This is a genomic window from Providencia sp. 2.29, from assembly GCF_015832305.1.
Classification (GTDB): Bacteria; Pseudomonadota; Gammaproteobacteria; order Enterobacterales; family Enterobacteriaceae; genus Providencia; species Providencia stuartii.
The window spans coordinates 4,079,602-4,104,017 of the sequence record NZ_CP065420.1; the positions used below are offsets into that span (position 1 = coordinate 4,079,602).

General features: G+C 39.1%; 24 protein-coding genes and 6 pseudogenes. 16 read left to right on the top strand and 14 right to left on the bottom strand.

Translation table 11 applies throughout. From position 1 onward, the window contains the following. Nucleotides 1–170: 170 nt before the first annotated feature. Nucleotides 171–740, bottom strand: coding sequence for a hypothetical protein (locus tag I3B46_RS19285; RefSeq protein WP_163761873.1), 570 nt, complete (start codon nucleotides 738–740; stop codon nucleotides 171–173). Between I3B46_RS19285 and I3B46_RS19290 the strand changes: the two are divergent. Both I3B46_RS19290 and I3B46_RS19295 read left to right on the top strand, forming a co-directional pair. Continuing rightward, a pseudogene (locus tag I3B46_RS19290) lies at nucleotides 709–1,589 on the top strand (IS3 family transposase); the annotation flags it as partial. The gene I3B46_RS19285 and the pseudogene I3B46_RS19290 sit on opposite strands and share 32 nt — an antisense overlap. 43 nt (nucleotides 1,590–1,632) lie before the next feature. Continuing rightward, nucleotides 1,633–2,088, top strand: a complete 456-nt coding sequence (locus tag I3B46_RS19295; RefSeq protein WP_163762199.1) for an Hcp family type VI secretion system effector — start codon at nucleotides 1,633–1,635, stop codon at nucleotides 2,086–2,088. A 344-nt stretch (nucleotides 2,089–2,432) separates the two neighbouring features. On the opposite strand, the gene I3B46_RS19300 is transcribed toward I3B46_RS19295, so the two are convergent. The 12 genes and pseudogenes from I3B46_RS19300 to I3B46_RS19355 form a co-directional block, all read right to left on the bottom strand. Continuing rightward, entirely contained in the window at nucleotides 2,433–3,056 is a 624-nt protein-coding gene (locus I3B46_RS19300; RefSeq protein WP_060561465.1) for a hypothetical protein, read from the bottom strand. Between the two features lie 221 nt (nucleotides 3,057–3,277). After that, the gene (locus I3B46_RS19305) at nucleotides 3,278–3,541 is read right to left on the bottom strand and encodes a hypothetical protein (protein WP_052038336.1); all 264 of its coding nucleotides are present in this window, start codon (nucleotides 3,539–3,541) and stop codon (nucleotides 3,278–3,280) included. 228 nt (nucleotides 3,542–3,769) lie between these two features. Continuing rightward, complete coding sequence (locus I3B46_RS19310) at nucleotides 3,770–3,994, bottom strand: transposase (protein ID WP_072197236.1); 225 nt, start codon at nucleotides 3,992–3,994, stop codon at nucleotides 3,770–3,772. 116 nt (nucleotides 3,995–4,110) lie between these two features. Then, a pseudogene (locus tag I3B46_RS19315) lies at nucleotides 4,111–4,464 on the bottom strand (Arm DNA-binding domain-containing protein); the annotation flags it as partial. Nucleotides 4,465–5,062: 598 nt separating this feature from the next. Then, nucleotides 5,063–5,629 carry a hypothetical protein gene (locus I3B46_RS19320; RefSeq protein ID WP_015422297.1) on the bottom strand — a complete coding sequence of 189 codons (567 nt, stop codon included), beginning with the start codon at nucleotides 5,627–5,629 and terminating at the stop codon, nucleotides 5,063–5,065. Nucleotides 5,630–5,697: 68 nt separating this feature from the next. After that, nucleotides 5,698–5,940 (bottom strand): hypothetical protein, encoded by a 243-nt coding sequence (locus tag I3B46_RS22570; protein ID WP_121875334.1) that lies wholly within the window; start codon nucleotides 5,938–5,940, stop codon nucleotides 5,698–5,700. After that, complete coding sequence (locus I3B46_RS22575) at nucleotides 5,937–6,644, bottom strand: WYL domain-containing protein (protein ID WP_116672728.1); 708 nt, start codon at nucleotides 6,642–6,644, stop codon at nucleotides 5,937–5,939. Before I3B46_RS22575 ends, I3B46_RS22570 begins: the two co-directional genes overlap by 4 nt. Nucleotides 6,645–6,855: 211 nt before the next feature. Then, on the bottom strand, nucleotides 6,856–7,692 hold the full coding sequence (locus I3B46_RS19335) for a DUF932 domain-containing protein (protein ID WP_116672727.1): 837 nt from the start codon (nucleotides 7,690–7,692) through the stop codon (nucleotides 6,856–6,858). Nucleotides 7,693–7,793: 101 nt separating this feature from the next. Next, nucleotides 7,794–8,228: an antirestriction protein gene (locus I3B46_RS19340; RefSeq protein ID WP_121875361.1), complete on the bottom strand. Its 435-nt coding sequence runs from the start codon at nucleotides 8,226–8,228 to the stop codon at nucleotides 7,794–7,796. A 240-nt stretch (nucleotides 8,229–8,468) separates the two neighbouring features. Continuing rightward, entirely contained in the window at nucleotides 8,469–8,894 is a 426-nt protein-coding gene (locus I3B46_RS19345; RefSeq protein ID WP_109396749.1) for an antirestriction protein, read from the bottom strand. A 91-nt stretch (nucleotides 8,895–8,985) separates the two neighbouring features. Continuing rightward, the gene (locus I3B46_RS19350) at nucleotides 8,986–9,858 is read right to left on the bottom strand and encodes a GTPase family protein (RefSeq protein WP_121875289.1); all 873 of its coding nucleotides are present in this window, start codon (nucleotides 9,856–9,858) and stop codon (nucleotides 8,986–8,988) included. A gap of 56 nt (nucleotides 9,859–9,914) precedes the next feature. Further along, a complete protein-coding gene (locus I3B46_RS19355; RefSeq protein ID WP_196993119.1) occupies nucleotides 9,915–10,853 on the bottom strand; it encodes a hypothetical protein in 939 nt (312 codons plus the stop codon). 434 nt (nucleotides 10,854–11,287) lie between these two features. Between I3B46_RS19355 and I3B46_RS19360 the strand changes: the two genes are divergently transcribed. From I3B46_RS19360 to I3B46_RS19405, 10 genes and pseudogenes are all read left to right on the top strand, one after another. Further along, entirely contained in the window at nucleotides 11,288–11,875 is a 588-nt protein-coding gene (locus I3B46_RS19360; RefSeq protein ID WP_121875291.1) for an inovirus Gp2 family protein, read from the top strand. 105 nt (nucleotides 11,876–11,980) lie between these two features. Then, complete coding sequence (locus I3B46_RS19365) at nucleotides 11,981–12,190, top strand: helix-turn-helix transcriptional regulator (RefSeq protein WP_076914452.1); 210 nt, start codon at nucleotides 11,981–11,983, stop codon at nucleotides 12,188–12,190. Between the two features lie 70 nt (nucleotides 12,191–12,260). Beyond that, nucleotides 12,261–12,848 (top strand): hypothetical protein, encoded by a 588-nt coding sequence (locus I3B46_RS19370; protein ID WP_076914451.1) that lies wholly within the window; start codon nucleotides 12,261–12,263, stop codon nucleotides 12,846–12,848. A gap of 42 nt (nucleotides 12,849–12,890) precedes the next feature. Beyond that, nucleotides 12,891–13,588, top strand: a protein-coding gene (locus I3B46_RS19375) for an IS1 family transposase (RefSeq protein WP_114143465.1) whose coding sequence is annotated in 2 segments (ribosomal slippage) — nucleotides 12,891–13,140 and nucleotides 13,140–13,588 — 699 coding nt in all. Because the reading frame shifts where the segments join, the coding sequence is not laid out codon by codon here. Between the two features lie 282 nt (nucleotides 13,589–13,870). Then, a pseudogene (istA, locus tag I3B46_RS19380) lies at nucleotides 13,871–14,855 on the top strand (IS21 family transposase). Beyond that, nucleotides 14,852–15,628, top strand: a complete 777-nt coding sequence (gene istB, locus I3B46_RS19385; protein ID WP_076914449.1) for an IS21-like element helper ATPase IstB — start codon at nucleotides 14,852–14,854, stop codon at nucleotides 15,626–15,628. The pseudogene istA and the gene istB overlap by 4 nt, the downstream one beginning before the upstream one ends. Before the next feature lie 60 nt (nucleotides 15,629–15,688). Further along, nucleotides 15,689–15,901: pseudogene (locus I3B46_RS19390) on the top strand (transposase); the annotation flags it as partial. A gap of 224 nt (nucleotides 15,902–16,125) precedes the next feature. Beyond that, nucleotides 16,126–17,478, top strand: coding sequence for an IS110 family transposase (locus tag I3B46_RS19395; RefSeq protein ID WP_014657438.1), 1,353 nt, complete (start codon nucleotides 16,126–16,128; stop codon nucleotides 17,476–17,478). 27 nt (nucleotides 17,479–17,505) lie between these two features. Beyond that, nucleotides 17,506–18,362, top strand: a pseudogene (locus I3B46_RS19400) (IS3 family transposase); the annotation flags it as partial. A 31-nt stretch (nucleotides 18,363–18,393) separates the two neighbouring features. Continuing rightward, nucleotides 18,394–18,570: pseudogene (locus I3B46_RS19405) on the top strand (integrase core domain-containing protein); the annotation flags it as partial. A 277-nt stretch (nucleotides 18,571–18,847) separates the two neighbouring features. Here I3B46_RS19405 and I3B46_RS19410 read toward each other — a convergent pair. Then, entirely contained in the window at nucleotides 18,848–19,456 is a 609-nt protein-coding gene (locus tag I3B46_RS19410; protein ID WP_196993226.1) for an IS1595 family transposase, read from the bottom strand. 587 nt (nucleotides 19,457–20,043) lie between these two features. Between I3B46_RS19410 and I3B46_RS19415 the strand changes: the two genes are divergently transcribed. From I3B46_RS19415 to I3B46_RS19430, 4 genes are all read left to right on the top strand, one after another. Continuing rightward, entirely contained in the window at nucleotides 20,044–20,385 is a 342-nt protein-coding gene (locus I3B46_RS19415; RefSeq protein WP_076914447.1) for a helix-turn-helix domain-containing protein, read from the top strand. 65 nt (nucleotides 20,386–20,450) lie between these two features. After that, nucleotides 20,451–20,981 (top strand): fimbrial protein, encoded by a 531-nt coding sequence (locus I3B46_RS19420; protein WP_076914446.1) that lies wholly within the window; start codon nucleotides 20,451–20,453, stop codon nucleotides 20,979–20,981. A 76-nt stretch (nucleotides 20,982–21,057) separates the two neighbouring features. Then, nucleotides 21,058–21,594 (top strand): fimbrial protein, encoded by a 537-nt coding sequence (locus tag I3B46_RS19425; RefSeq protein WP_014657443.1) that lies wholly within the window; start codon nucleotides 21,058–21,060, stop codon nucleotides 21,592–21,594. 100 nt (nucleotides 21,595–21,694) lie between these two features. After that, on the top strand, nucleotides 21,695–24,364 hold the full coding sequence (locus tag I3B46_RS19430; RefSeq protein WP_076914445.1) for an outer membrane usher protein: 2,670 nt from the start codon (nucleotides 21,695–21,697) through the stop codon (nucleotides 24,362–24,364). The last annotated feature ends 52 nt before the right edge of the window (nucleotides 24,365–24,416 follow it).

Below are 24,416 nucleotides of genomic sequence, written 5' to 3' on the forward strand. Positions count from 1 at the left end.
TGGAAAAGCTGTTACCAAGGGAGTATTGAAACCTTACAGTAGTTAATTAAACTATCAGTTTTCATCATGGTAAAAAATGGTAAAAATAGCAGTTCATATATTATCTCATAAGCATAAAAATTGTTTAATTCTAAAAATATTCAACTTTCCTTAATTAAAAAGGTGTTATCTTACCTCTTTTTCGAAATAACTAATTCTGTCAATTCAATCATTCTATTATAACGCATTATTAGCTCATAGAAAAATAATGCTGAAATAACTAAAACCATATACCCATATGTAGCTCCTATAAGCCAACCATTTGTTGAATCTAACGTTGTAACCGTAGCAAAAGCAGAGATGATTCCCGGTAATATTCCTAACTTATCAATAGGACCTATTATAAGTAACATTCTTTTTTCTAAGAAATTTTTTTCATGTTTTATCTCCATCAAACCCAACTCTAACTCTACCTTCTCTAAAGAAGCTAGCTTTTGGATGTATTTCTGATCAATCAAAGCCTCACTCTTTATATTTAAATTTATCGCAGAGTTCAAAGGAAGAAAAAAACTGTTTCTTATTTTACTTCTATTTTTGTACAATAAAAAAAACGGTGCTACTATAAAAGATAAATATACAAAAATAAGAATTAATAAAGCAGCACATAAAAACACCTCATTTTTAGAAAATTTAGCCCAAAACATCATCAAAAGAGATGATAATGTAAAGTATGCAGAAGAAAGGTTGAAAGCTGAGATCATTCAGGAAGCTATGGCAAAAAAGTGGTGAAGCCATCGCATCGAAAGCGGATGGCGCAAGAAGCTGTCAAAATACGGAATATCAGCGTACGTTTTGCCTGCCAGTTATTTGTAGTGAGCGAAAGTTGCTATCGTTATCAAGCTAAACTGAGTAAAGAAAATGAAGCAATAGCTGACTGGCTGATACGCATCACTGATAGCCAGCGCAACTGGGGATTTGGCTTGTGCTTTTTATACCTTCGAAACGTAAAAAACTTAAGATTTAACCACAAAAGGGTTTACCGAATTTATTGTGCGTTGTCACTGAACAGGCGAATAAAGCCGAAGAAACGCCTAAAACGGGATAAGCCCGAGCCACTGACGGTACCCGAAACGAGCAATGAATGTTGGTCAATGGACTTTATGCATGATCAACTGTCGGATGGGCGCTCAGTCCGTTTATTGAATATCATCGATGATTTTAATCGTGAAGCATTAGCTATTGAAGTGGATTTTTCCCTGCCGGCGAGTCGGGTTGTAAGAGTACTAGAGCAACTTATTGAGTGGAAAGGAAAACCGGTTTCCATACGCTGTGATAATGGGCCAGAGTACACCAGTAATATATTGATATCATGGGCTAATCTGCAAGATATCAAAATAAACTTTATCCAGCCAGGTAATCCGCAGCAAAATGCTTACATTGAGCGTTATAATCGGACAGTCCGCTATGAGTGGTTAGGGCAATACTTGTTTTCATCACTGGATGAATGACAAGACTATGCTACACGGTGGCAATGGTTTTATAATCACGAACGGCCGAACATGGCGTTGAATGGCTATACCCCAATGCAACATCTACAACGAATGACCTGATTCTACTTATAACCTCGGTTAAAAACGGGGGGATTACCTTACTATGGAAGGCAACAAACAAGGTCTTATCTCCAGAGGATGTTCTTCAATAGACTCTATCGGGAACAAGAGCCAAGTAGGAAAAGAAGATCAAATTTTTATTTTGGAATTTAAAAACTCCATTACTAGACACCAAAATGTCAATCATTTACCAATAGACTTTATAAAACTTATAGATAAATCATCATCATTGATTCTTAGTGCCATATCAAATAATGAAGTACTCAAACTAATATTTGATTTTTATCGGACTTCGCAGGATGGGAAACAAGAAAAATATTATTCAATCCTTATTCAAGGGGCACAAATAGTTGATTTTTCAACACGTTATCCACATAGTTTAACCCACAACATGAGCCAGCCCGAAGAACTAATCTCGGTTAATTATTCAGATATTACATGCACCCATCACATGGCGGGCACATCTGGTTATAGTATTAAAGAGAATAATATTTTTTAATAGACCTTAAGTAGTAGTATTTCTACACTACTACTTTTTTATTTGTTTAAGGAAAAACAAACATACTAAGTAAGAACATAACGATTATAATAACAACACATCCTATTATTGCTATTGGCAGAGTGGGTGAAAAAAGAAAGCATAAATAACATAGCACTGCTGTAATAGCTATATGGATAAGATCACTAAATTGTCTATACAAAAATGCAATCGAATTTTTAAAAACACTAATTATTTTATTCTTCATCACTAATTAATCCATCTAAATGCTTAAGAATTAATTCATCCGTAAATACTGAACTATCACCATAATAGTAAGATTCAATTAATGATCCCATATGAGGCTAAATAAAAAAATAAGTAAGATCTAGATTATTAGATTTTAATTTTAAATATAACCTTGGATATTTAATTTTCAATCTATCAGATGCTTTAACCATTTGTTCAAAAAGACCATATGTTGTTAAAGCCGACAGTTGCCAAGTAATAAATCTTTTCACTAAGGCATTCTTCGTGATATCTTTGATTATCTTTTGGGCTATTATATAAGCAATCGTATATACTAACATCTTCTTAACCATTTGTTTTTGTATTAATGAGTTAGTCATATTCTTTGTAGCTTCAGCATAAATTTTTATTTTCTTCTTTCTTTCTTCAGAAGATGAGTCCATTAAATCATTAATAATTATTTCAACGGCATCTATAATAATATCAGGATTCTTAACAATCTCCCAAATTAAACTTAAAATTCGCTCATCTTCTTCTTTAGTTTTTTTACCATATTTTTCATATACTGCATCATGGATCTCATCGTATTGATCGCCCAAATCTTCCCGATGTAAAAACATATGAGAGGTTCTACGAATAGACCTTTTACCGCCTAGATAAGCCGTATTTGCGATATCCTCGACATCTTTAACGACTGAATCGATCATCGAGCCGTATAATTCCTTTTCTTCCGGTGTCATAATTTGACCTTTATCATATAAATAGATTAATATTCTTTTATCTTACTTTTGATTCAAAATCAAACATCAATGTATTTTTATAGATGTAATGTTATTCTGATTAGGTTACAGACGATCTGTCCACTCCCCATTAATCGTGATGCTGGTGAGCTCACCAACATCATTAACTTTAGTATGCCTTACAAGGCAACATTAACTTGTATTGTATAAGTGATCTACTTTTAATCTTTTTCTGCATCATTGAACCACTTAGGCATAGGGTTTTCATCTATAGATAACTTGATAAAAGAATCATCGCCGTTTTGATTCTTTATACATCTTATTTCTTCAAACCCCCATTTTCCATTTCTATCAGAATAATAGACAGTATACTTATCAGCATGAAAACCAAAATATCTTTCTTTAGGATTACTTATTTTCCTCTGCCCACAATATGCTGAGGTTTTCCACTCAAAATTTGTAGCAAAATCAAGTGATAACACCATGAAATTGCCCATCCATATTGGGGCCAAAGTTAATGTAATTGAAGTAATGCCGATAAGAAGTAAGTTTGAGCCAAGCGTAATAGGCAGAACGACTTGTTTTCATTAAATTGCAGAGCTTCAGCACGGGAAACTGTGAAGATAATTGCTTAATCGTTTTAAACGCTACTTGGTTTCCTTTAGCAGGAGGGCGCTGGCTTTTTTAGGATTTCTTTCTCCATCCTAAGTTCTTTAATTTCCTTTCGAAGCCTTAATTAATAGCTCAGCTCTATCATCTGAATTCAAGCTGTTACCCGATTGCTCAGCGTCGAATTTTGCTTTCCAGTTATAAAATAATTTATCGGTGATCCCTAAAGAAGCTGCCGCTTTTGGCACGCTATAGCCTGGCTCGGTGACTGATGCGACCGCCTCTTGCTTAAACTCAGTAGTATAAATTCTGTTTGTTCGTTTTTTCATTTTACACCTCAATAATTGGATTATATTCCATTATTAAAGTGTCTTGTTTTATTAAAGCAGAACACTAGCATAGGAAATATTAAAACAAAACACATCACAAGATAAGGATGGCCTTATGACCACTTTTTATTGGTCGCGTGCCAATCACGAGCAACTTTCTCAACGGTATTGAATTCCTTTTGCTGCTCTTCCTTTAATTCTTTCTTGTGTTCGCGTGGATAAATACCTAAAGTAACTTGCTTTCTGGCTGCATCTCTTCTTTCTCTGGCATCTGCTAAAGAGATCTCAGGGTATACACCAAAAGCCATCAAATGTTGTTTACCGCCAAAGCGAAAACGGAAACGGAAACGGAAACGCCAGTATTTAGAACCATTGGGGTGAATATACAGAAACAAGCCATCACTGTCTGTCAGTGTGTAAGCTTTCTCGTCTGGTTTAGCTGCACGAACTTTCGTATCAGTTAATGCCATATTTTTTGTTCTCTTCCCCCCAGACTGGGTATATATACGAGATATCTCAGATGATTTCGCGTTACATAGATAACTACGTGCCTACGCTACAGGATGCGCCTGCATGTACTATCATTAGCAATGCCATCAATAATGCATAATAAATATTATCGAAGCGACAGATATACTCACAAGGAGGCTAATACGGGTTGGCCTGGATTGACATTCATTGACTAAAAATGCGAGGAAAGCCTTGCGGATACTGGATTTCAGGCACAAAAAAAGACGCCGGTTGACGTCTCTTGATGTTCTTATGGTGCGAAGGCCGGACTCGCACATAATACTTAACCTCATGATCTAAATTAAAATATAAAAGTATAAATTTATTTATACCAACACATGTACCAACAGATAAAATTCTTACTTTTTCTGATGGTTATCTAATACAAGTAATCGTGATGCTGATGAAACAATATAATTTTATAAGTTATCTTCATGCAGCATCAAAATCTGGTATTGTCGCTCCTCGGTTAGCCTCACTGGGTCAATCACCACCTCCTTAGGAGGTGGTTTAAGCTTGACGATGAAAGAATGGAGACTAATGAACATGTATCCACATTTATCGATTTTGTTTCTCTCGCTCCATTTCTTCTAATGTCTCTTTTTGAATACGTCCATATTTTTGAATATCCTCATAAGCTTTCATGTTAGTTTGTAACCCGCCTTGCATTCTATTTTTCTCTTTCCAACGAGGGCGATTTTTACCTGAAAATTCTTTCTTCTGACTCCAATAACCGATGGGGTACTGAGCCACAATCGTTCCTCCGACACCAATGTCCACCGTAGAGTATTGACCATTGTTGATGTAGCCCTTTTTAATATAAGCATTTGGACTACACGTGCCGGTATCTCGTTGTTGCCAAAAACCTTCAGTTCTCGCTACGATATAAAAATCACCAAATGCACACCCAGAGGCAGATTTTCGGTTCAGTACGGCAACATAATGTTTGGTTGAACCCACAATTTTACAGGTACTGTTTTGGCTACCACAGACTTGCCATAAAGTTTTACCTCCATCACCTTTATATTCCCAAATTGTATCTTTAGGCGGCTTGCTGGCGGCAAAAGCTTGCGAAGCGATAAGACATAATGATGCGGATGTAATAAGAGCTAAATATTTTTTCATTTAAAATTCCTTTCAATATTATTAGATACGTCAATATTGATGCAAGATAAGCACAACTTAATAGGTGCTCAGTTTTCTAAGGTGTAGCGTATTAAGTGTTCAATTAATGAATAGCTGAATGTTTCTTTACCGTGAAATTGCAGTCTCTCCTTAATCTCACTGGATATAGTGTCTTGATTTTTAATCGGCGTTATCCATTCAAAATTGCAATCGCGGCACATCCAACCCGTACCCCATGCAATGATGTCTTGCTCAGAAGAACAGTGAGGGCAATGTGTGGGATACGATGTTAGTGGGGTTAATAATGTCATGGTCGGTTCCTTTCTTTGTGTGATAGAAGAGAGGTAACTACTTGTGATATCAATCGAAAATGCGGTAAGGCCGCGATAAAATTGTTTTGTTGTGACAGTTGCATCACTACGTGTTTCGGTGTGAAGTGGGTATTAAGTGGTTGAACTTGCTGGATATCCTCTAACAGCAAAACATGCACTTGCTGATGATATTCAGCTAATAAATACCACTGGCCTTCACGGTAAATCAGTTGATAAGGTTGTAGTGGATTAAATCGACGCTCAGGTGTAAGTAAGCTAATAGATTGCTTACTGGTAATGGCATACACCAATTGATAGAAATGGTCAGCATGCAAAGCCGAAATCTTATGGGCGTGATGCCAAATCAAACAAGGTGCATGAGGCTGCTGAGTTAACAGTAACCCGAGTAAGCGGCTGTCTAACCCTGGAAACAAGCGAGTCATCCCAATCTGTTTCACAAAGGTAAGAACATCTTTGTCTCGGTAAGCTTTTAGCGTATTGATGGGCAAGCGATAACAACCTTGCCGACCTTCTACACCCAGATAAGCCAAGCGTTCACGTAAATCCCGTTGTAACGTGCGCTCAGAAACATTGAATTCTTGGACTAAATGCGAGAGCACAAGGCTTTCTCCTGCCATTAAGCGGGCAATCAACACAGAGAGTCGCACAGCCATGCGCTCATATTTTCGGTTGGTCTGAAACATAACGTATTGCTCTCAATAACAGACTTTAGGAAATTAAGAAATGAGGGAGTTTAACTTAGGGGATTGACAGGTTATGTCTGTTGGGAAAAATTCTCATTGGGCTTTTTAGTGAAAAATCACTATAAGTAATTCATTGATAAATAGCGTTATGCTTTTTATTTGAACAATAAGAAAGTAAGGCGTAACGACACAAACTGTCAGGGCGGGAAAATTAGTTGGGTTGGCAAGGGGCGAGTTGGTTAAATAAGGTATCCGCCATCACCCACAAGGCTTTATTGAGTTTGATATCGCCATCAATCCCATTAACTGAACGAGTGCGAGCGCGTTTACCTTTTGCAGTACGGCCTGATAATCCCCCTTTAATCAGATTTTCTTGTAAACGTTGGTACACCGTCCAAAGGTCTTCTTTTTTATCTTCAACGCGTCGAGGTTGTAAAACTTGAGCTTCAGTTATTGGTTGATGTTCCTCACCAAAGCGATAGGTTAAAGCCGCATGCGCCAAGGCCTGCTGTGCTGGTGGCGGTAATAGTAAGGACTGCATTTGCTCACGTTTTTCAGCGATGGTATCGAAGGTGCCTAATACTTCATAAGCCCCTTCAATGACATTATCGACAACATGACCTCGGTGGGGGACTCTGACCTCCCCAAAGGTATCGCCACAAACCAGCCCATTTTGACAAACATAGCGAAAAAAGCCCGGTAACATTTGATAACTGCTTGAACCATCATGGCTATTAAGTAAGATGATTTCAGGCACTTGGCTTCCTGTAATTTGGTCATGGCGTCGAAGTCTTAACATATGCTTGGTGTGCTCTCGGCGACTAGCATCACGTACACGAGTCTGGCAAGCAAAGAACGGGTAAAAGCCTTCTTTTTGAAGACTATCCAATAAGGTAATAGTTGGGATGTAAGTATAACGTTCACTTCTGGATTCGTGTTTTTCTTCTGAAAATACGCTAGGTACTGTGCGGAACAATTCTTCAATGGTTAGCGGGCGGTCACGACGAATGCTATTTGCCGCACCAAAGCGAGAAGCTAAACGAGACATAGGGGCTCTCCTCAGTGATAACACTGATAAATTAAAATAAGATAAAGGAAATAAGTGAGGTGATAAGCTGGTGGACGCTGTATTAAAGCGTTATCAATAACTTAGTCAATTAAGTGAAAGATTTGTGCTTGCTCGGGATGTTGCATCGCATAGTCACGAAGTTGGTAAAAATACTCTATCAGCACAGAACTCTCGGTTTTAAACAACCAGATGCTATACACCATTAGACAGACTGCGATACCGGTTGCTTCAGGGCTTAACTCAGCTTCATTTCCGTTATGCGGGTTAAACATTTGCAGGGAGGGTTCGAGCATATCAGGCCAGATAAAAGCGCCTCCATTCGATAACATACTGAACTCCCAGAAAGCCCCTTGATAGGTCTGACAGCATTTAGCCATCATGTTAAAGATATCGCCTTCGATACGTTGCCAATCCGGCACCGTGCCAAAGTAAAAACGCCAAAAGGTATCACGACCACGAGGGTGAACAAGGTTAGTTTTGATAACAGTTGATTCTTGCTCTTGTAAGGTAAACATAATAGAACTCCAATTCAGTCGATATTGATAGACAGTAATAAGCAAAAAAGCCCTACACCTTGCGGTGCAGAGCTTTCTCGAAATGATAGGTATATTGAGTATCATTTTTAGTGACTCATTCTGATGATTGATTCACTAAAATAATATAGATATAAAAATAAATGTAAGTTAATTAATGGGTTAGTCTGATGATACTTTTATAATGAATCAGATAATACGAAGGCGTAAATAAGGACGTGGTTAATCGATTAGATGGAAAATGGCGGAACGTTCTGGGTGTTGCGCCGCATAATCACGCAATTGATAAAAGCGATCGACGAGGATGTCACTTTCCGTTTGAAATGACCATAAACTGTACATCATCAAACACACGGCAATACCTGCCGCTTCGCAACTGACGTTGGCTTCGTTACCGTTATGTGGGTTGAACAGCGTCAGTGTCTCTTGAGGTAAATCTGGATAAATAAAAGCGCCACCATTGGATAAGGTGCAATATTCCCAATATCCACCTTGATAGTCATCACAAAACTGCCCCATAGTGGTAAAAATGACCACTTCAAAGGTGGTCCAGCCTTTCACGCTCCCGAAGTGGTTGAGCCAAAAATCAAGTCGTTGTTCATTGGGGACGAGTGTCATTGTAATTGCACATTCAGTTGAATTATTCATCAGTTGAGACTCCAAGAAAAAGAAATAAAAAAGCGCCAATCCTGTTAAGGACTGACGCTGAGAGTGATAATTAATGGTTTAATGTAAGAGGTTAAAAGAACATTCTCCACAGGGATTTAGCGACGGAGACGATACTGTTTTTAACGATGCTAACCGTACTTCTTATCAATGGCGGCAAGGGAATGATATTGATTAAGGTATCCACAATATCACTGACACATTGACCAAAATCGTTACGTGCAGCGTTCTCCACCGATTGCGTCCGGTAAGGGATGTTCAGTTGCCTAGCTACTCCGCTACTGGCTTGCGCCGGTAACGCCTGTATGAGTTGCTCTGCTAATTCAGTTAGTTGATAGTTTTCGACCGCAGAAACTGTTATCACAGGATGATGCGGCTTAAAGGCGGTTATGACGGCTTGTTGCTTTAATTTTAAGTTATAGGTCTGCTCTGAGGATGGCTGATGCTTGTATTCATCCCACTGGCGACAAGGCTCTATTTTATCGGCTTGGTTCAAGACAAATAGAAATTGATTAGGTTGGTAACCGCATTTCTTCGTGAGAAAGCGATAACACTGTTCATCAGAAGACCATGCTCGGTCATCGGCCTTGAGTACCCAAATGATTAAATCGAATTCTGGTAATAAGTTGCGATAGAGCTGGTGGTACTTTTTATCCCGCTCAAGGCTTTCCCCCACGCCGGGTAAATCTACAAAAGTGAGAGTATGGTTGTTCATCGTCATGCTGAAGCGTTGGGCTTGGCGTGTGCAGCCTGAAACATCACTCACAGGTGATAATGACGATTGGAATAGTGCGTTGATAAGACTGGATTTTCCCGCTCCCGTTTTACCCATCAAACCGATGGTGGGGGAGTAATTGATGAGCTGACTGAGTTGGTTAAAAAATGATGTTTTAAATGAAAAGGGAAAGACTGCGAGAGCCTTCTCCAGTTCAATATGTTGATTCATACAAACTCCTTGAAAATAAAATTATCATTATTCAAGGTGATAATATGTATTTGAAATTATTTTAAATTTTTCTTTTTAACTAGCAGTATGAGTTCTTCAATGGAATCCCGTGGTAGAACAATTTGATCAATCATCGCCTCGATAATTTCGTTAATATTTTTATTATGATTTTTGGCTATTTTTTTTAATTTTACCATTGATGATTTGGAAATATACGTATTCAGTACAGCCTTATCTTTAACACCATCACGATATTTTTTTTGGCTCCAAGCTTTTCTTGTTTGAGATAGAAAAAGCTTGACTGCTTCTACACTTGAAATAATAGCCCAATAATCAAAACAGGAAATAATCAATTTCCATTTTTCATTTTGAATAAGAACATTAACATCATCATCAACAGCAATATTTGCGCGGATCATCCTCTCGGCTATCCATTTTAATGCTTCATTTTTTCTGGGTAAAAATAAAAAAGGATCGGGGTACTCTTTAGAAACAGACGAAGCTTTATCTTTCATGCAAAAGACTGAATCATTAAAATCTTTAGGGTTTATAAACAAAACTAAAAAGTCTAAAAAACAAACAATATAATGAAAAGAGATATTCCTGCCCATGATAGGGTTCAAGTTCAAGGGAGAGTAATTATACACGCCCCCCATAATTGATGGGTAATCATTTTCTATAAGATGTTTATTATACGACTTCATGAGAAAGTTTAAGATAACAAATGATATTCTTTCATCCGTTAAAAAAGATAATTGTTCTATTGGGATAATCTTTTGCTCTATCGTTCTGAGATAATAATCAACATTTTTAAATCTACTCCCGACATGCTGATTTAACTCACTAAGTAATGTACACACATTCTTATTCTTTGCTTCGGATATCATTTTATAAAGCTCATTAGGCGACAGTGTTTTTTCTGAAAACATATAGAACAAAACAGCATAATATTGTCTGCACTCCAAATAATTATCATTGACATTTATATTTATCATTTATTCTCCACGTAGTATTTTTTGCATATGTTTACATAGTATTTTACGTAGTGTTTAAGGTGTCATTGTACTACATAAAAACCCCTATTTATGTGCTAAAACTCACGATAACTGCACTAATTATTATTAGAGTAAAGGCTAATCTTTAGATAAGTTAATATCAGAGTTGACTCTCCTCAAAAAGAAGCGGCTCATTGTGGTTCAAAAACGCGCTGTCACGGGCATTGATGATAAGATAAAAAAAGGCTTTATCGTGTTGGTATAGTATTATTTTAATAAAGATAACCAGCATCATAACCACACCTAAAAGATTAAACATTACCCTGTCACTGACTCACCTATCCATATATTCATCATCTTGGTTAAATGATGAATGCCTGTTTTTAACAACATCCATTCTAGATATGAAATAAAACCAACCACAGGTATTAATCATGTCTAGTTACACCTACAATGAGCATTACATTCAAAAGATAAACCACACTATCCGTAAAGCACTTTTAATTCACAATCGTGTTACTGCTATTCGGGTTGACTTGCGTTTCCCATCTGAAAATATATTTCACTTTAACGATTCGAGGGTCATCACTCGATTCTTTGAATCGTTAAAAGCCAAAATAAATGCTGACCTAAAACGTAAGAATAAAATATGGAAGCGTAACCACATATGCCCGTTATCTTATGTCTGGGTCAGAGAGTTCGGTGAGATAAATAATAAAAAACACTATCATGTTCTTTTGCTGTTAAATAAAGATGTTTATTGGGGGTTAGGTGACTTTGTTAAAACTGAAGGGACGCTCTATGCATTAATACAGCAAGCATGGTGTAGTGCTATTGGTGTGAACTACCCTGCGGAGCGTTATTTAATTCATATTCCAGATAATGCCATAACGTGGCTAGATAATAATAAACCTAATAATGAAAGCACGATATTCGAATTAAACCAGCGCTGTCGTTACTTAGCCAAAGAACATACAAAATATTATGGTGATGGTGAGCGTTCTTTTGGGTGCAGCCGTTAATCTACCAATAAAAAACATGAGGGGGATATCTTTTGGAAGAGAGATATCCCTAAACACTTATCGATATCCCTTCTGCCTTTTAACTTTAAAGACAGGAGTTCAATAATGAGTTCTCAAGCTATTCCCTTACTAGATGACCAATTCGTTGATATGAAATTTATAACTCGCCTAACCGGTTTGACGGATAAATGGTTTTACAAATTAATCCAAGAGGGGGAGTTTCCTAAACCCATCAAACTGGGGCGTAGCTCTCGCTGGTTAAAGAGTGAAGTAGAGCAATGGCTGCAAGCGCGTCTTGTGGCTTCTCGGGGTTAATCCTTTCAAAGTCAACGTATTCAATTTAACCCAATTAGTTCTACGAATTAATGTATGGAGTACCGAGAGTATGAAAAAGCTGCCCGCTCGTTATGAAGAGTTATTGAGTTATTATCAACGTTGGTTAAATGGGTATACGAAGTTGTCCATTTGCCAGGGGATGTGTCATTCACTCATTCAAAACAGTCACTATTTGATGATGTCGTACATTCGTTTTTCGAGTCATGAAGCCTGCCAGGTGGCGGTTATTCCAGCTTGTCTCTATCGACTGATGTATGGCAAAGCCTGCCCTGATAAACTCACCGAAGAAGAGGATTTAAACCTGAGTTTTCATATCGATGAACGGTTATTACGCTATCACCCGATGTTGGAAGGTATACTGCTCAGTGAATGTGTGCGTCTTAACCAGCATGCCTTTGCGAACAAATTAATCAGTTTATTTCAGCAATTTAATGATCCGGAAATACGCCCGAAATTGGTCTGGTTATGTTGGTATGATTTGCTGTTGGGGTCACCGTTAGACGATTGGAACCATACACTTAAGTTGAAATCCAAAGAACAACTCGTAGAATGGGTGATTGATAGGCAAGCCGAAAATTGGGGATTAACAGCTATCATGGATGAATATGTATTGTTCAGCCGGTCGAGTATTCAATGAGTTGATAATGGGGTAAACTGAGCTTTTCTGTTGAGGCTTAGTATGGCTACCATTTCAGTAAAATGCCGATTCTGTGGATTAACCGACCCTGTTAAAAAACATGGCACCGGCAATGGAGGTCATCCCCGTTATCGCTGTCAGGCCTGTTGCCGCACTTTTCAACTCGATTATACCTACAACGCTTGTCAGCCCGGCATCAAAGAGCAAGTGGTTGAGCTTGCCATGAATAATGCGGGTATTCGTGACACCGCTAGGGCATTACATATTAGTATCAATGCCGTCGTCCGCACTTTAAAAAACTCTCGCCACGGAATGTAACAACACTGCCCCTAGATAACCTACAAATTCAGCTCATTTGTGAGGTCGATGAGATGTGGTCATTTATCGGTAACAAAAAACGTCAGCGTTGGTTGTGGTATGCATGGGAGCCTCGCTTAAAGCGGATTATCGCTCATGTATTTGGTTCCCGAAGCAAGAAAACACTGGGGAAATTGTTAAAACTGCTGTCTGGGTTCCGTATCGCTTTTTGGTGTACGGATGGTTACAGGGCGTACAAAGAGACACTCCCTAGCGAAAAACCTATTTTAGGAAAGCTATACACACAGCGAATTGAGCGTGAAAATCTGACGTTGCGTAACCGATTGAAACGACTTAATCGCAAGACGTTAGGGTATTCAAAATCATCCAGCATGCATGACAAGATCATTGGGACTTTCATTGAGCGAGAGTATTACGTTTGAAATGCCATCAGCCCTTTGGATACGTGACCTGTTCAGCCGATAAAATACGGATGCACAATATGGAGAGCAACATGAACTGATCTGCTTTAATCAAACAGGACACTTTAATAATGGAATATAATCCAATTATTGAGGTGTTAAATGAAAAAACGAACAAATAGATTTTATACCACTGAGTTTAAGCAAGAAGCTGTTACTGGCAGTGTAAAAATGACCCCATATTGGCAATTGAATCCTGACCCCTGACGTAATATAGCGGTTTTACTTGTGAGGCCGCTTTCAATGTTAACTCAGGAGTGGATTGTGACGATAAAAGTTCTCAAACAACAGGGCAAATCGATCAAAAGGATTGCCCGTGAAACAGGTCTAGCACGCAATACAGTTAAAAAGTATTTGCAACGTACCGATACAAAACCTGTTTATCAGCGTAAAGCACCCCGGGCAAGTAAATTGGATCCATTTAAAGACTACATACAGTCTCGGATTGATACTGCTCATCCTGATTGGATACCTGCATCCGTTCTTTATGAAGAACTTCTTGCTTTGGGGTATCAAGGAAAACGTCGAATATTGAGTGGGTATCTTGCGCTTTGAAACAGAGCCAGGAAAGCAATTACAGGTGGACTTTGCCATCATTCGACGAGGTAAACAGGCATTAAAAGCGTTTGTTACAACGCTGGGCTATTCTCAGGTCAGTTATGTTCATTTTTATGACAATGAACGAACCGATGCATGGGTTGATGGATTAGTCCGTAGCTTCGAGTTTTTTGGCGGTGTTCCTCATGAGATTCTTTTTGATAACGCAAAGGCGATCATCCTTGAGCGTGATGCTTACCGAGTAGGAGAGCATCGTTGGAATCCTAAGCTTTTATCTCTTGCTCAGGATTATGGTTTTAACCTGACCGTTTGTCGCCCCTATCGAGCCAAAACAAAGGGGAAAGTTGAACGTTTTAACCGTTACCTAAAATCAAGCTTTGTTGTGCCATTACAAGCAACATTAAGGATGTCAGAGTTACAACTGGGTGTCCAAACTGCAAATGGTTATGTCGGTTACTGGTTAACTCAAGTTGCCAATGCAAGAGTCCACGGTACGACAGGTGAAATACCGAACCAACGCTTAATCACAGAGCAGAATGCCTTACTGCCATTGCCGATAAAGTTTGGCAATATTGATAGCTATCAGAAGATAAATATGACACCGATGCCATTTGAAAGCCTACAGCATCCGCTTAGCGTCTATGATCAACTTTTGCAGGGAACATTATGAATTTACAATCTGAACGTATTGCTGATGCTTGTCGCCAACTAGGACTCTACGCATTAACTGAAAGCTGGCCTAGGATTGCTGAAAAACACCTTGAACAAGAAGGGTCGTATGCTGACTTTATTGAAAAACTTCTGATTGAGGAAATCAATGCTAAGATGCAGCGTACTAAGGCGACACTCTTGCAGTTTGCAGGGTTACCTAACATCAAAACGCTTGAGGAATATGACTTTAACTTTGCTAGCGGTGTTCCTAAATCCCAACTAATTGAATTATCGGGTCTCAGTTTTATTGAACGTCATGAGAACGTTGTTATGCTGGGTCCGAGCGGTGTTGGAAAAACCCATTTAGCGATAGCTCTCGGCTATAAAGCGATTATGTCGAATATAAAAACGCGATTTATTACCGCAGCAGATTTAATATTACAACTGGGAACCTCACATAATCAAGGTAAATTAAAATCCTACTTACAACGGGTTGTGATAAGTCCCAAGCTCCTAATTATTGATGAAATTGGTTATTTACCTTTTGGGCGAGAAGAAGCTAACCTCTTTTTCAATGTAATAGCAAAACGGTATGAGAAAGGGAGTACATTATTAACCAGTAATTTGCCCTTTAGTCAATGGGCTGGAGCGTTTGCCAATGATACAACATTAACAGCCGCGATGTTAGATAGGTTATTACACCATTGTCATGTTATTCAAATTAGCGGTGAAAGTTATCGTTTAAAAGATAAGCGTAAAATAGGTATTGCGCCAATAGTGTCTGAAATGTAATCAATGGGGTCAATTTTAAATTGCCAATCGGATCCTTAAAGGGGTCATAATTAAACTGCCATTGACAAAGCGGTCGCATTAGTCACCGAGCAAAGTTATAGCGTGCCAAAAGCGGCAGCTTCTTTAGGGATCACCGATAAATTACTTTATAACTGGAAAGCAAAATTCGACGCTGAGCAATCTGGTAGCAGCTTGAATTCCGATGAGAGAGCTGAGCTATTAAGACTTCGAAAGGAAAATAAAGAACTTAGGATGGAGAAAGAGATTTTAAAAAACTGCCTACATTTCGCGATATCCCCCATCTGACTAGAAACATAGAAAGATCTATACTCTAAATTAACCGGATAGTGGTCGTACGCCTTTTGGAGACATAAATCCCCGTCAAAAAACCTGACCCAGGGAAATCTGCGGACCCGATATTGGTGGCATAGACCCCGTTTAGGAAAGTGATTAATCCGAGTTCCCCATCCGGTATTCACAATTGAGCCGAGGTTACTATGTCAAAATTAAAACCAAAATCCCAATCACTTCCTGTCATCAATCCTAATACTGCGGGTATAGATATAGGTGGCCGTTTTCATGTTGTCGCCGTTCCTCCTGATCGCAGTGACAAATCCGTCCAAACGTTTAAAGCTTTTACTGGCGATATCCATAACATGGCACGTTGGTTAACTAAATGTAGAATAACGAATGTCGCTATGGAGTCGACCGGTGTATACTGGGTACCTGTGTATGAAATTTTGGAAGAACATGGTTTTGAGGTTGTCCTTTCCAACGCACGTGATACCCGAGCAGTACCAGGTAGGAAAACTGATGTGGGAGATGCACAATGGATCCAGCGGCTTCATGCATGTGGTTTGCTAAAAGCCAGTTTTAGACCCGATGCTACAATAGCTGAACTTCGGACATATATGCGAGTCAGAGAACGTATGTTGGATTATGCAGCAGCGCATATTCAACATATGCAAAAAGCACTCACATTCATGAACGTTCAATTGCATATAGTCGTTTCTGATATCACAGGCGTAACGGGGATGAAGATTGTAAGAGCCATCGTTGCTGGCGAGCACGACCCAGCTATATTAGCAAAATTCAGAGATCCACGTTGTAAAGCGGATGAACAAACAATTTGTGCGGCCCTAAAAGGTAACTATCAGCCAGAACATCTATTTGCTCTACGTCAAGCTATTATTTTGTATGATGTGTACCAGCGACAAGTAAATGAATGTGATGTACAAATTGAAGCTGCACTCGATAGGCTTTGCATAAATTCGAGCGAACCCGATGAGCCTATCCCCAAACCAAAGCACAGAGCAAAGCAGGCAAACGCAATGACATTTGATGTGCGAGAAAAGCTTTATCGTTTAATAGGGGCTGATCTCACGCAAATTCATGGCATAGGCCCTTTTCTTGCGTTACGACTGATATCTGAGTGTGGTACAGATATGAATAAATGGCCGACTGAAAAGCATTTTACATCGTGGTTAACATTATGCCCAGGGTCAAAAATTAGTGGTGGTAAAGTCATGTCTTCTCACTCCCGAAAGAGTAATAATCGAGTTGTCGCTCATCTCAGGCTAGCAGCAACGACCGTTGGTCGTTCAGATACAGCCCTTGGTGCATTTTATCGAAGGCTCTCATCTAGGATTGGTAAAGCAAAAGCGGTAACTGCCACTGCAAGAAAGATAGCTATACTGTTTTACAATGCAATGAAATATGGCACAAAGTATAAAGATCCTGGCGCTGAATATTACGAAGAGCGGTACAAAGAAAGGGTACTAAAAAATCTCAAACGCCAAGCCGAGAGAATGGGTATGACTTTACAGGCAAAAGAAGAATGTGTTTCTTAGGAAAGCCAGCGCCCTCCTGCTAAAGGAAACCAAGTAGCGTTTAAAACGATTCAGCAATTATCTTACAGTTTCCCGTGCTGAAGCTCTGCAACTTAATGAAAATAAGCCGTTCTGCCTACTATGCGTGGCTTAAACGCCCAGCAAAATTGATCACCGCTGAACAACTTAGTCTGTACCGTAGAGCCAAAGCCATCTTTGAACAGAGGCGAAATAGCTTAGGTTACAGAACGTTACGTAAACGGTTATGCAAAGAGGGCTTTAGCGTAAGTGCTTATGGCGTTCAGAAGCTAATGGTTCAGCTTGGCCTAGTTGTCACTCAGCGCATTGCTTACAAAGTCACCACAAAACGCAAACACAGTGATGCCGTAGCCGATAATTTGCTCAATCAAAATTTTAATCCTCACGCACCTAACGAAGTGTGGGCGGGTGATGTGACCTATTTAAAAACAGGGGAAGGCTGGATGTATTTAGCCATCGTGATGGACTTATATTCACGCCGTATTGTGGGGTGGCACATCAATAAACGAATGACGGCAGATTTAGTCAGTAAAGCCTTGATGAAAGCGTATAACTTACGCCAGCCAGAAAAAGGCCTAGTCTTTCATAGTGATAGAGGCTCTCAATATACAAGTAAGCACTATCGTAACTTACTGACAAGCTATGGTATTAGGGCAAGCATAGGCGATGTAGGAGCCTGTTGGGATAACGCCGTTGTTGAACGATTTTTTGGTAGCTTAAAGCACGATTGGGTACTGAAAATCCCACAGCCGACTCGGAAACAGACGAAAGAAGATGTTACCGCGTATATGCGCTATTACAACCAAGAAAGACTTCATACTGCCAACGGTGATCGATCCCCATTGAGTATGAACAAAATTCTTTAAGAAAAATGTCCTGATTTAGTTGTGCAGAACACCATACTCTGAGTCGTTGTTCAAAACAATAAAGTATTGTCCTTCATGGTCAATGGATGGGTTTTCTTCTATTGAAGACGATCGGTGTTGGATTGGTAATTTTGTTGATTGGTATAACAATGAGTATAAACACAGTGGCATAAAGTATGTAACACCTCAGCAGAGGCAATGCGGCTTAGTTATAGAAGCGTCTGTGATGCATCCCCTGAGGATGGTGAGTTTTATGCTCTGGAATTAGCGGAGCCATTTTATTCCAGAGTTCACCGCTAATCTGCTATTTGCTACCTTCCATACGTCACCCCAAGAAATTATCGTAATTCTTTATATCATACGATAATTTCTTTTGGGATAGTATCTAATAGTATGATATATGGTCATTTTATTATGTAAAAATTGGTGAGTGTAAGATAAAAAATCACATATAAAATATGTTAGGGGGCTGTCCTAGATAAGGTTTAAATTTTACCTTTAACTATCTGTTTTAGCATAGTTAATTGTTGTTTTGCACTAGGTGTGTTAAATCGCCATTCACACTCTTTTAAATACAGCTCAAAATGAGCCTTCGGAATACCGTTAAATTTACGCATGTGACGCTTCGCTTGGTTCCAAAAATTCTCTATGCCATTGATGTGATTTTGCCGGTCTTTTTTGTCGACAAACTGGGTGCTGTGATTGATCCTGTAATGCTTAAAATCGCTCACATCCAGTACGTCATAACTGGCAAAATTATCTGTGTAGACGATGCTGTCAGGGTAAATTTTTGACTCAATTATTGGCAGTAATGTCCGCGATTTAGCATCGGGTATGACCTTGGTATAAACCTTGCCACCACGCTTGAGAAGCCCGAAAACAGGCACTTTTCCGGCAGCACCTCTGCCACGTTGACCTTTACGACGACCACCAAAATAACTTTCGTCCAATTCAATCTCGCCATCAAACCAAGTGTGCTTATCAACGTGCTCAGCTATCAGCACTCTGAGGCGATGAAAATAGTAAGCGGCTGTATTTCTGTGGACACCAACTAACTCTGCGGCAATACGGGCTGTGGAGCCAGCAATAAACAGCTCAAGTAACCGTGCTCATTTATACTGACTGAGTCTACTTTTTCTCATAGAACTATCCTAGATGATCTTAGTTATCTAGGACAGCCCCTATGTTAGATAATATTTCATTTTAACTCGTTTTGTGGGTTGTTAATAATGGCTTGATAATTAATGATTATTTTTTTATTTTTCAGATTTTTGCTTTTTTTTAAACGCTTAAGAGGCGTAAACAATGGTTGTTTTTCATTTGTTTGTTACAAATTAATATAAAGTATTAATAAGTATTAATTTCAGGTTAAAAAAATTTTTTTTGTTTATGTATTGAATTATAACACTATGGTCATGTTATCAAATTGTGATTAATTGAAATTTAAACAAATAAGTTTTATTTTTTAATTGCATGATATTTAAGTGAATTTATTAATTATTAAAACTGTAACATTTAAATATTTAAGTAAATGTGCGAGGAGAGGGGAGTTGCTTTTAAAAGCTTACTCTATATAATTGTATTCATTCGGCTAAGTCTCGGCTAAGTCCGTTTCGGAAATTATATTTAATTACTAATTTTAAATTGGTAATTATTTTCATTTATTGGAAAGATTACTAATATGCACTTTAAAGAGAGTAAAATTAATAGCCAGTGCGACAATCAAAATAATCAAGTTTCAACTTACTGTGGAGCTGTTATTAAACAGATAAGAAGAGAGTGCGGAATGACTGGCGCTGAATTGGCAAAGAAACTAAATGTTTCACAGCAACAGATGTCTCGATATGAACGAGGTATTAATAAAATTTCAGTAGATATGTTATTTAATTTATCAATAGCATTAAATGTTCCATTTGAGAAAGTAATTAAACATGTTTTACTTGAGATGGAAAAATCAAATTCTGATGACGCATTAATGTTGAAAAAATCAATAGCGGCTTCTGATACTGTCTACTTTTATTAATTATAGTAGACAAATATTCTATAGAAATAAGTTAAGTTGTTTATTTGTAATTCATTGAGGAATATATGAAAAAGTTATTTTTATTAGCATTAGTTTCTAGCGCTATGAGCACTTCTGTACTTGCTGCAGATATGGGGCACGGAAAAGTGAATTTTAAAGGCTCTATTATTGATGCACCATGCTCTATTTCACCAGATTCAATTGATCAAACTGTTGAGCTGGGTCAAATATCAAATGTAGCGTTAGTTGGTGGCGGTAAATCTAGTCCACGTACTTTTGATATTGCTTTAGAAAATTGTGATATGACTGGGTTTGATAAAGGTGTTCAATTAACATTTAGTGGCGCAGCGGCTTCATTTGATGATAAGAATCAAACGTTAGGTATCGTTGGTACTGGTGCAGGAGCAGGCGTACAAATTACTAATGGTAGCGGGAATATTATTACGTTAGGTACACCAACACCATTCCAAAATATTCAAGATGGCAAGAATACTCTGCGTTTTTCTGCGTATTTAGTTGGTAATGGTGGTGATATTAAAACTATTACCCCAGGTGAATTTAGCTCTGTAGCTGACTTTACACTGTCATACGAATAATTGTTGTTTAGTAGCCAGCAAAAAAGGACATTTTGCTGGTTTATTTCAAAGGGAAGCCTGTGTAGAAGAGGAAGCAATGAAATATTTAACGCTCAGTAAACTGCTTTCATTGAGTCTCAGTATCTGTGCCCTCATCGATATTTCCCCTGCCAATGCGTTAGGCTCAGTAAAGATGAGTGGCAGTATCATTGAAACGGCCTGCGCTATTGATGTAGGGAGCCGTGATCAGACTATTAATATGGGCAGCCTCTCTCTCAGTGATATCCGTCGAGATGGACAAGGACCTGCACATCCGTTTGTTATTAAGTTAGTTAATTGTGTTCTTGAACGTCAAAACCCAAATAAACCCAATTGGCAATACTTTCGAGTCACCTTTGATGGTGCACATCAACGCGGATTATTTAGTGTAAATGGACAAGCAAATGGTGTCGGATTGCAAATTAAGCGCAATGACGACGGAGCAATTATTGTTCCAGGGCAGGCTCTGTCTGCTCAAACATTGACACAGGGCTCCCATGATTTAGCTTACGAATTAAGATTAGTGGCTAATCATGCTCCATTAGTTTCAGGACAGTATTACAGCCAATTACGTTTTAAATTGGATTATGAATAATTCATTAATTGATTTTAGATGCAAAAATTCACACTTGGTTTTGCATGAAAATTAAAAGCTTAATGATTTTATTAATAAAAAAAGAAATAAGAAGGTCGAGATGATGGCCCTAGGTTATATTCATATGCCGTTGTTACGGATAAGCCGTCCTCGGTTGATGGGAGTGCTTGTTGCTCTGTCCCTAAGTTGTAATAGCTACGCTGAGCAGATTGAATTTAATACGGATATTCTGGATGTCAATGACCGCGCCAATATTGATTTAGCCCAGTTTTCACGTCCGGGCTATTTAATGCCGGGTGAATATCGTTTTTCTATTTTTATAAATAAACATCAATTACCGGAACAAACCGTATTTTATTACGTACCCGACGGCCAGCCAGATGAGAGCGTTGCCTGTTTAAGCCCTGCGTTAGTTGAGCAACTAGCGCTTAAACCTGATTTATTGCCAACATTAAAATGGTGGCATGATGGTCAGTGTTTATCTCTCGATAGCTTACCGGGTACGGAAGTCAAAGGGGATTTAGCCGCTTCTGCTTTATATATCAGTTTACCCCAAGCCTATTTGGAGTATACAGCCGAAAACTGGGATCCACCTGCTCGCTGGGAGGATGGATTACCCGGCGCTCTTTTTGATTATAACCTCAATGCTCAGGTTGGTCAGCAAACTCGGGGCGGACAACGAACAAATGCTAATGTTAGCGGCAATGGTGTTGCGGGTGTGAACTTAGGTGTGTGGCGTATGCGTGCAGATTGGCAACTACGTTTAGACAAGCAGCAAGGTCAAGGTACTTCCCGTTCATTAGATTGGACGCGGTATTATGTCTATCGTGCAATTAAATCTCTCGGAGCAAAACTCACCTTAGGTGAAGATTATTTAGTTTCCGATATTTTTGACAGCTTTCGATTTACGGGGCTGAGTTTGATCACTGACATCAATATGTTACCGCCCAATCTACGGGGATATGCTCCCGAAATAACGGGGGTAGCCAAAAGTAATGCTACTGTTATCGTGAGTCAGCAAGGCCGTATTATTTATCAAACGCAAGTTGCTGCAGGTCCTTTTCGTATTCAAGACTTAAATGATGCGCTATCCGGTGAGATTAATGTTGAAGTTAAAGAACAAGATGGAACGATTCAAACGTTTACGGTGAATACAGCCAGTGTTCCTTACCTTACTCGCCCGGGACAATTGCGTTATAAGCTTGCCGCTGGACGCCCAACTGATTGGCGCCACCACGTTAGTGGTGAAACATTTGCGAGCGGCGAGTTTTCATGGGGAGTCAATAACGGCTGGTCATTGTATGGTGGCGGTGTTGCTGCGGAGAATTACGCTTCTGCAGCGGTCGGTATCGGTCGAGATCTAATGATGTTTGGCGCGCTGTCTTTTGATATCACCCATGCGCGTTCACGGTTAAAAGGGTTAACTGAAATCGGCGATAAAACGTATCACGGTAATTCATATCGCTTGAGCTATTCAAAACGATTTGATGCCTACAATAGCCAAGTGACATTTGCGGGATATCGCTTTGCTGAACAAGGTTTTATGAGTATGTCTGAGTACTTAAATGCACAGTCTACGGGGGTCCGCCAGTATAGCAGTAAGGAAATGTATACGGTTTCCTATAACCAACAATTTCCGGAGTTGGGGCTCAGTGCTTATATAAATTATTACCATCAAACCTACTGGGATCAGCCTGATAATGACCGTTATAGTCTGTCTTTAGCGCGCTATTTTGATATCGGTAAATGGAAAAATTTAAGTGTTAACTTGACGGCTTATCGAAATCGGTATCGGCAGACTAATGATGATGGCGCCTACCTTTCCCTTTCATTGCCTTGGGGGGAGAGTGGTTCGCTTAGCATGAACAGCAGTTGGGATGAGCGTGATAATTCTCAACGAGTTAGTTATTACGACCGATTAGATGAACGGACTAATTACCAATTAAGTACCGGATGGTCTCGTTCTGGTGGGTTAGTGAGTGGTTATTACACGCATCAAGCGGATTTAGCTCAAATCAATGCAAATGCCACTTATCAGCAAGATAGATATCGTTCTGCTGGCTTATCACTTCAAGGTGGTTTTACGGCGATTAAGCAAGGTGTGGTGATGCATCGTGGTAATCAGCTTGGGGGGACTCGAATTTTTGTTGATACGGATGGGGTTCCTGATATCCCATTACGAGGTTATGGCTCAACCATCCGAACAAACTATTTTGGTCAGGCGGTATTAACAGACGTGAACAGTTATTACCGTAATCAAGTCAGTGTCGATTTAAATACATTACCTGAAGATGCTCAGGTATCACAATCGATTAAGCAAGGTACTTTTACAGAAGGTGCTATTGGCTACCGCCAGTTCGATGTTGTGGCTGGGCACAGTGCAATGGCCTTATTGCGTTTATCTGATAATAGTGTTCCCCCATTTGGGGCACAAGTTTTCAATGTGAAAGGCCAACAAGTGGGAATGGTAGGGGATGATGGGAGTACGTATTTAACGGGGCTCAACCCTAACGATAAGTTACAAGTTCGTTGGGATGATAAAGCACAATGTGAAATCACCTTACCTAAAATATTGCCGAAGAGCGACACATTGTTAACGAATTGGTTATTACCGTGCCATGCGACTGACATCTTACCTCTTGAGCAGACTGAGACGGTTGTTGAATCGGATGCGGTAAGTTTACCGTCATTCTCTACGCCTCATTTATTAACTTCTGGGGCATCGAATAAGCCAGATTTGGTCAGCTCAAAGAGCTGGTTAAGAAAATAAAAATGACATGATTGAAGAGGTCTATCTCTTCTTCATACTAAGGTAAAAGAAT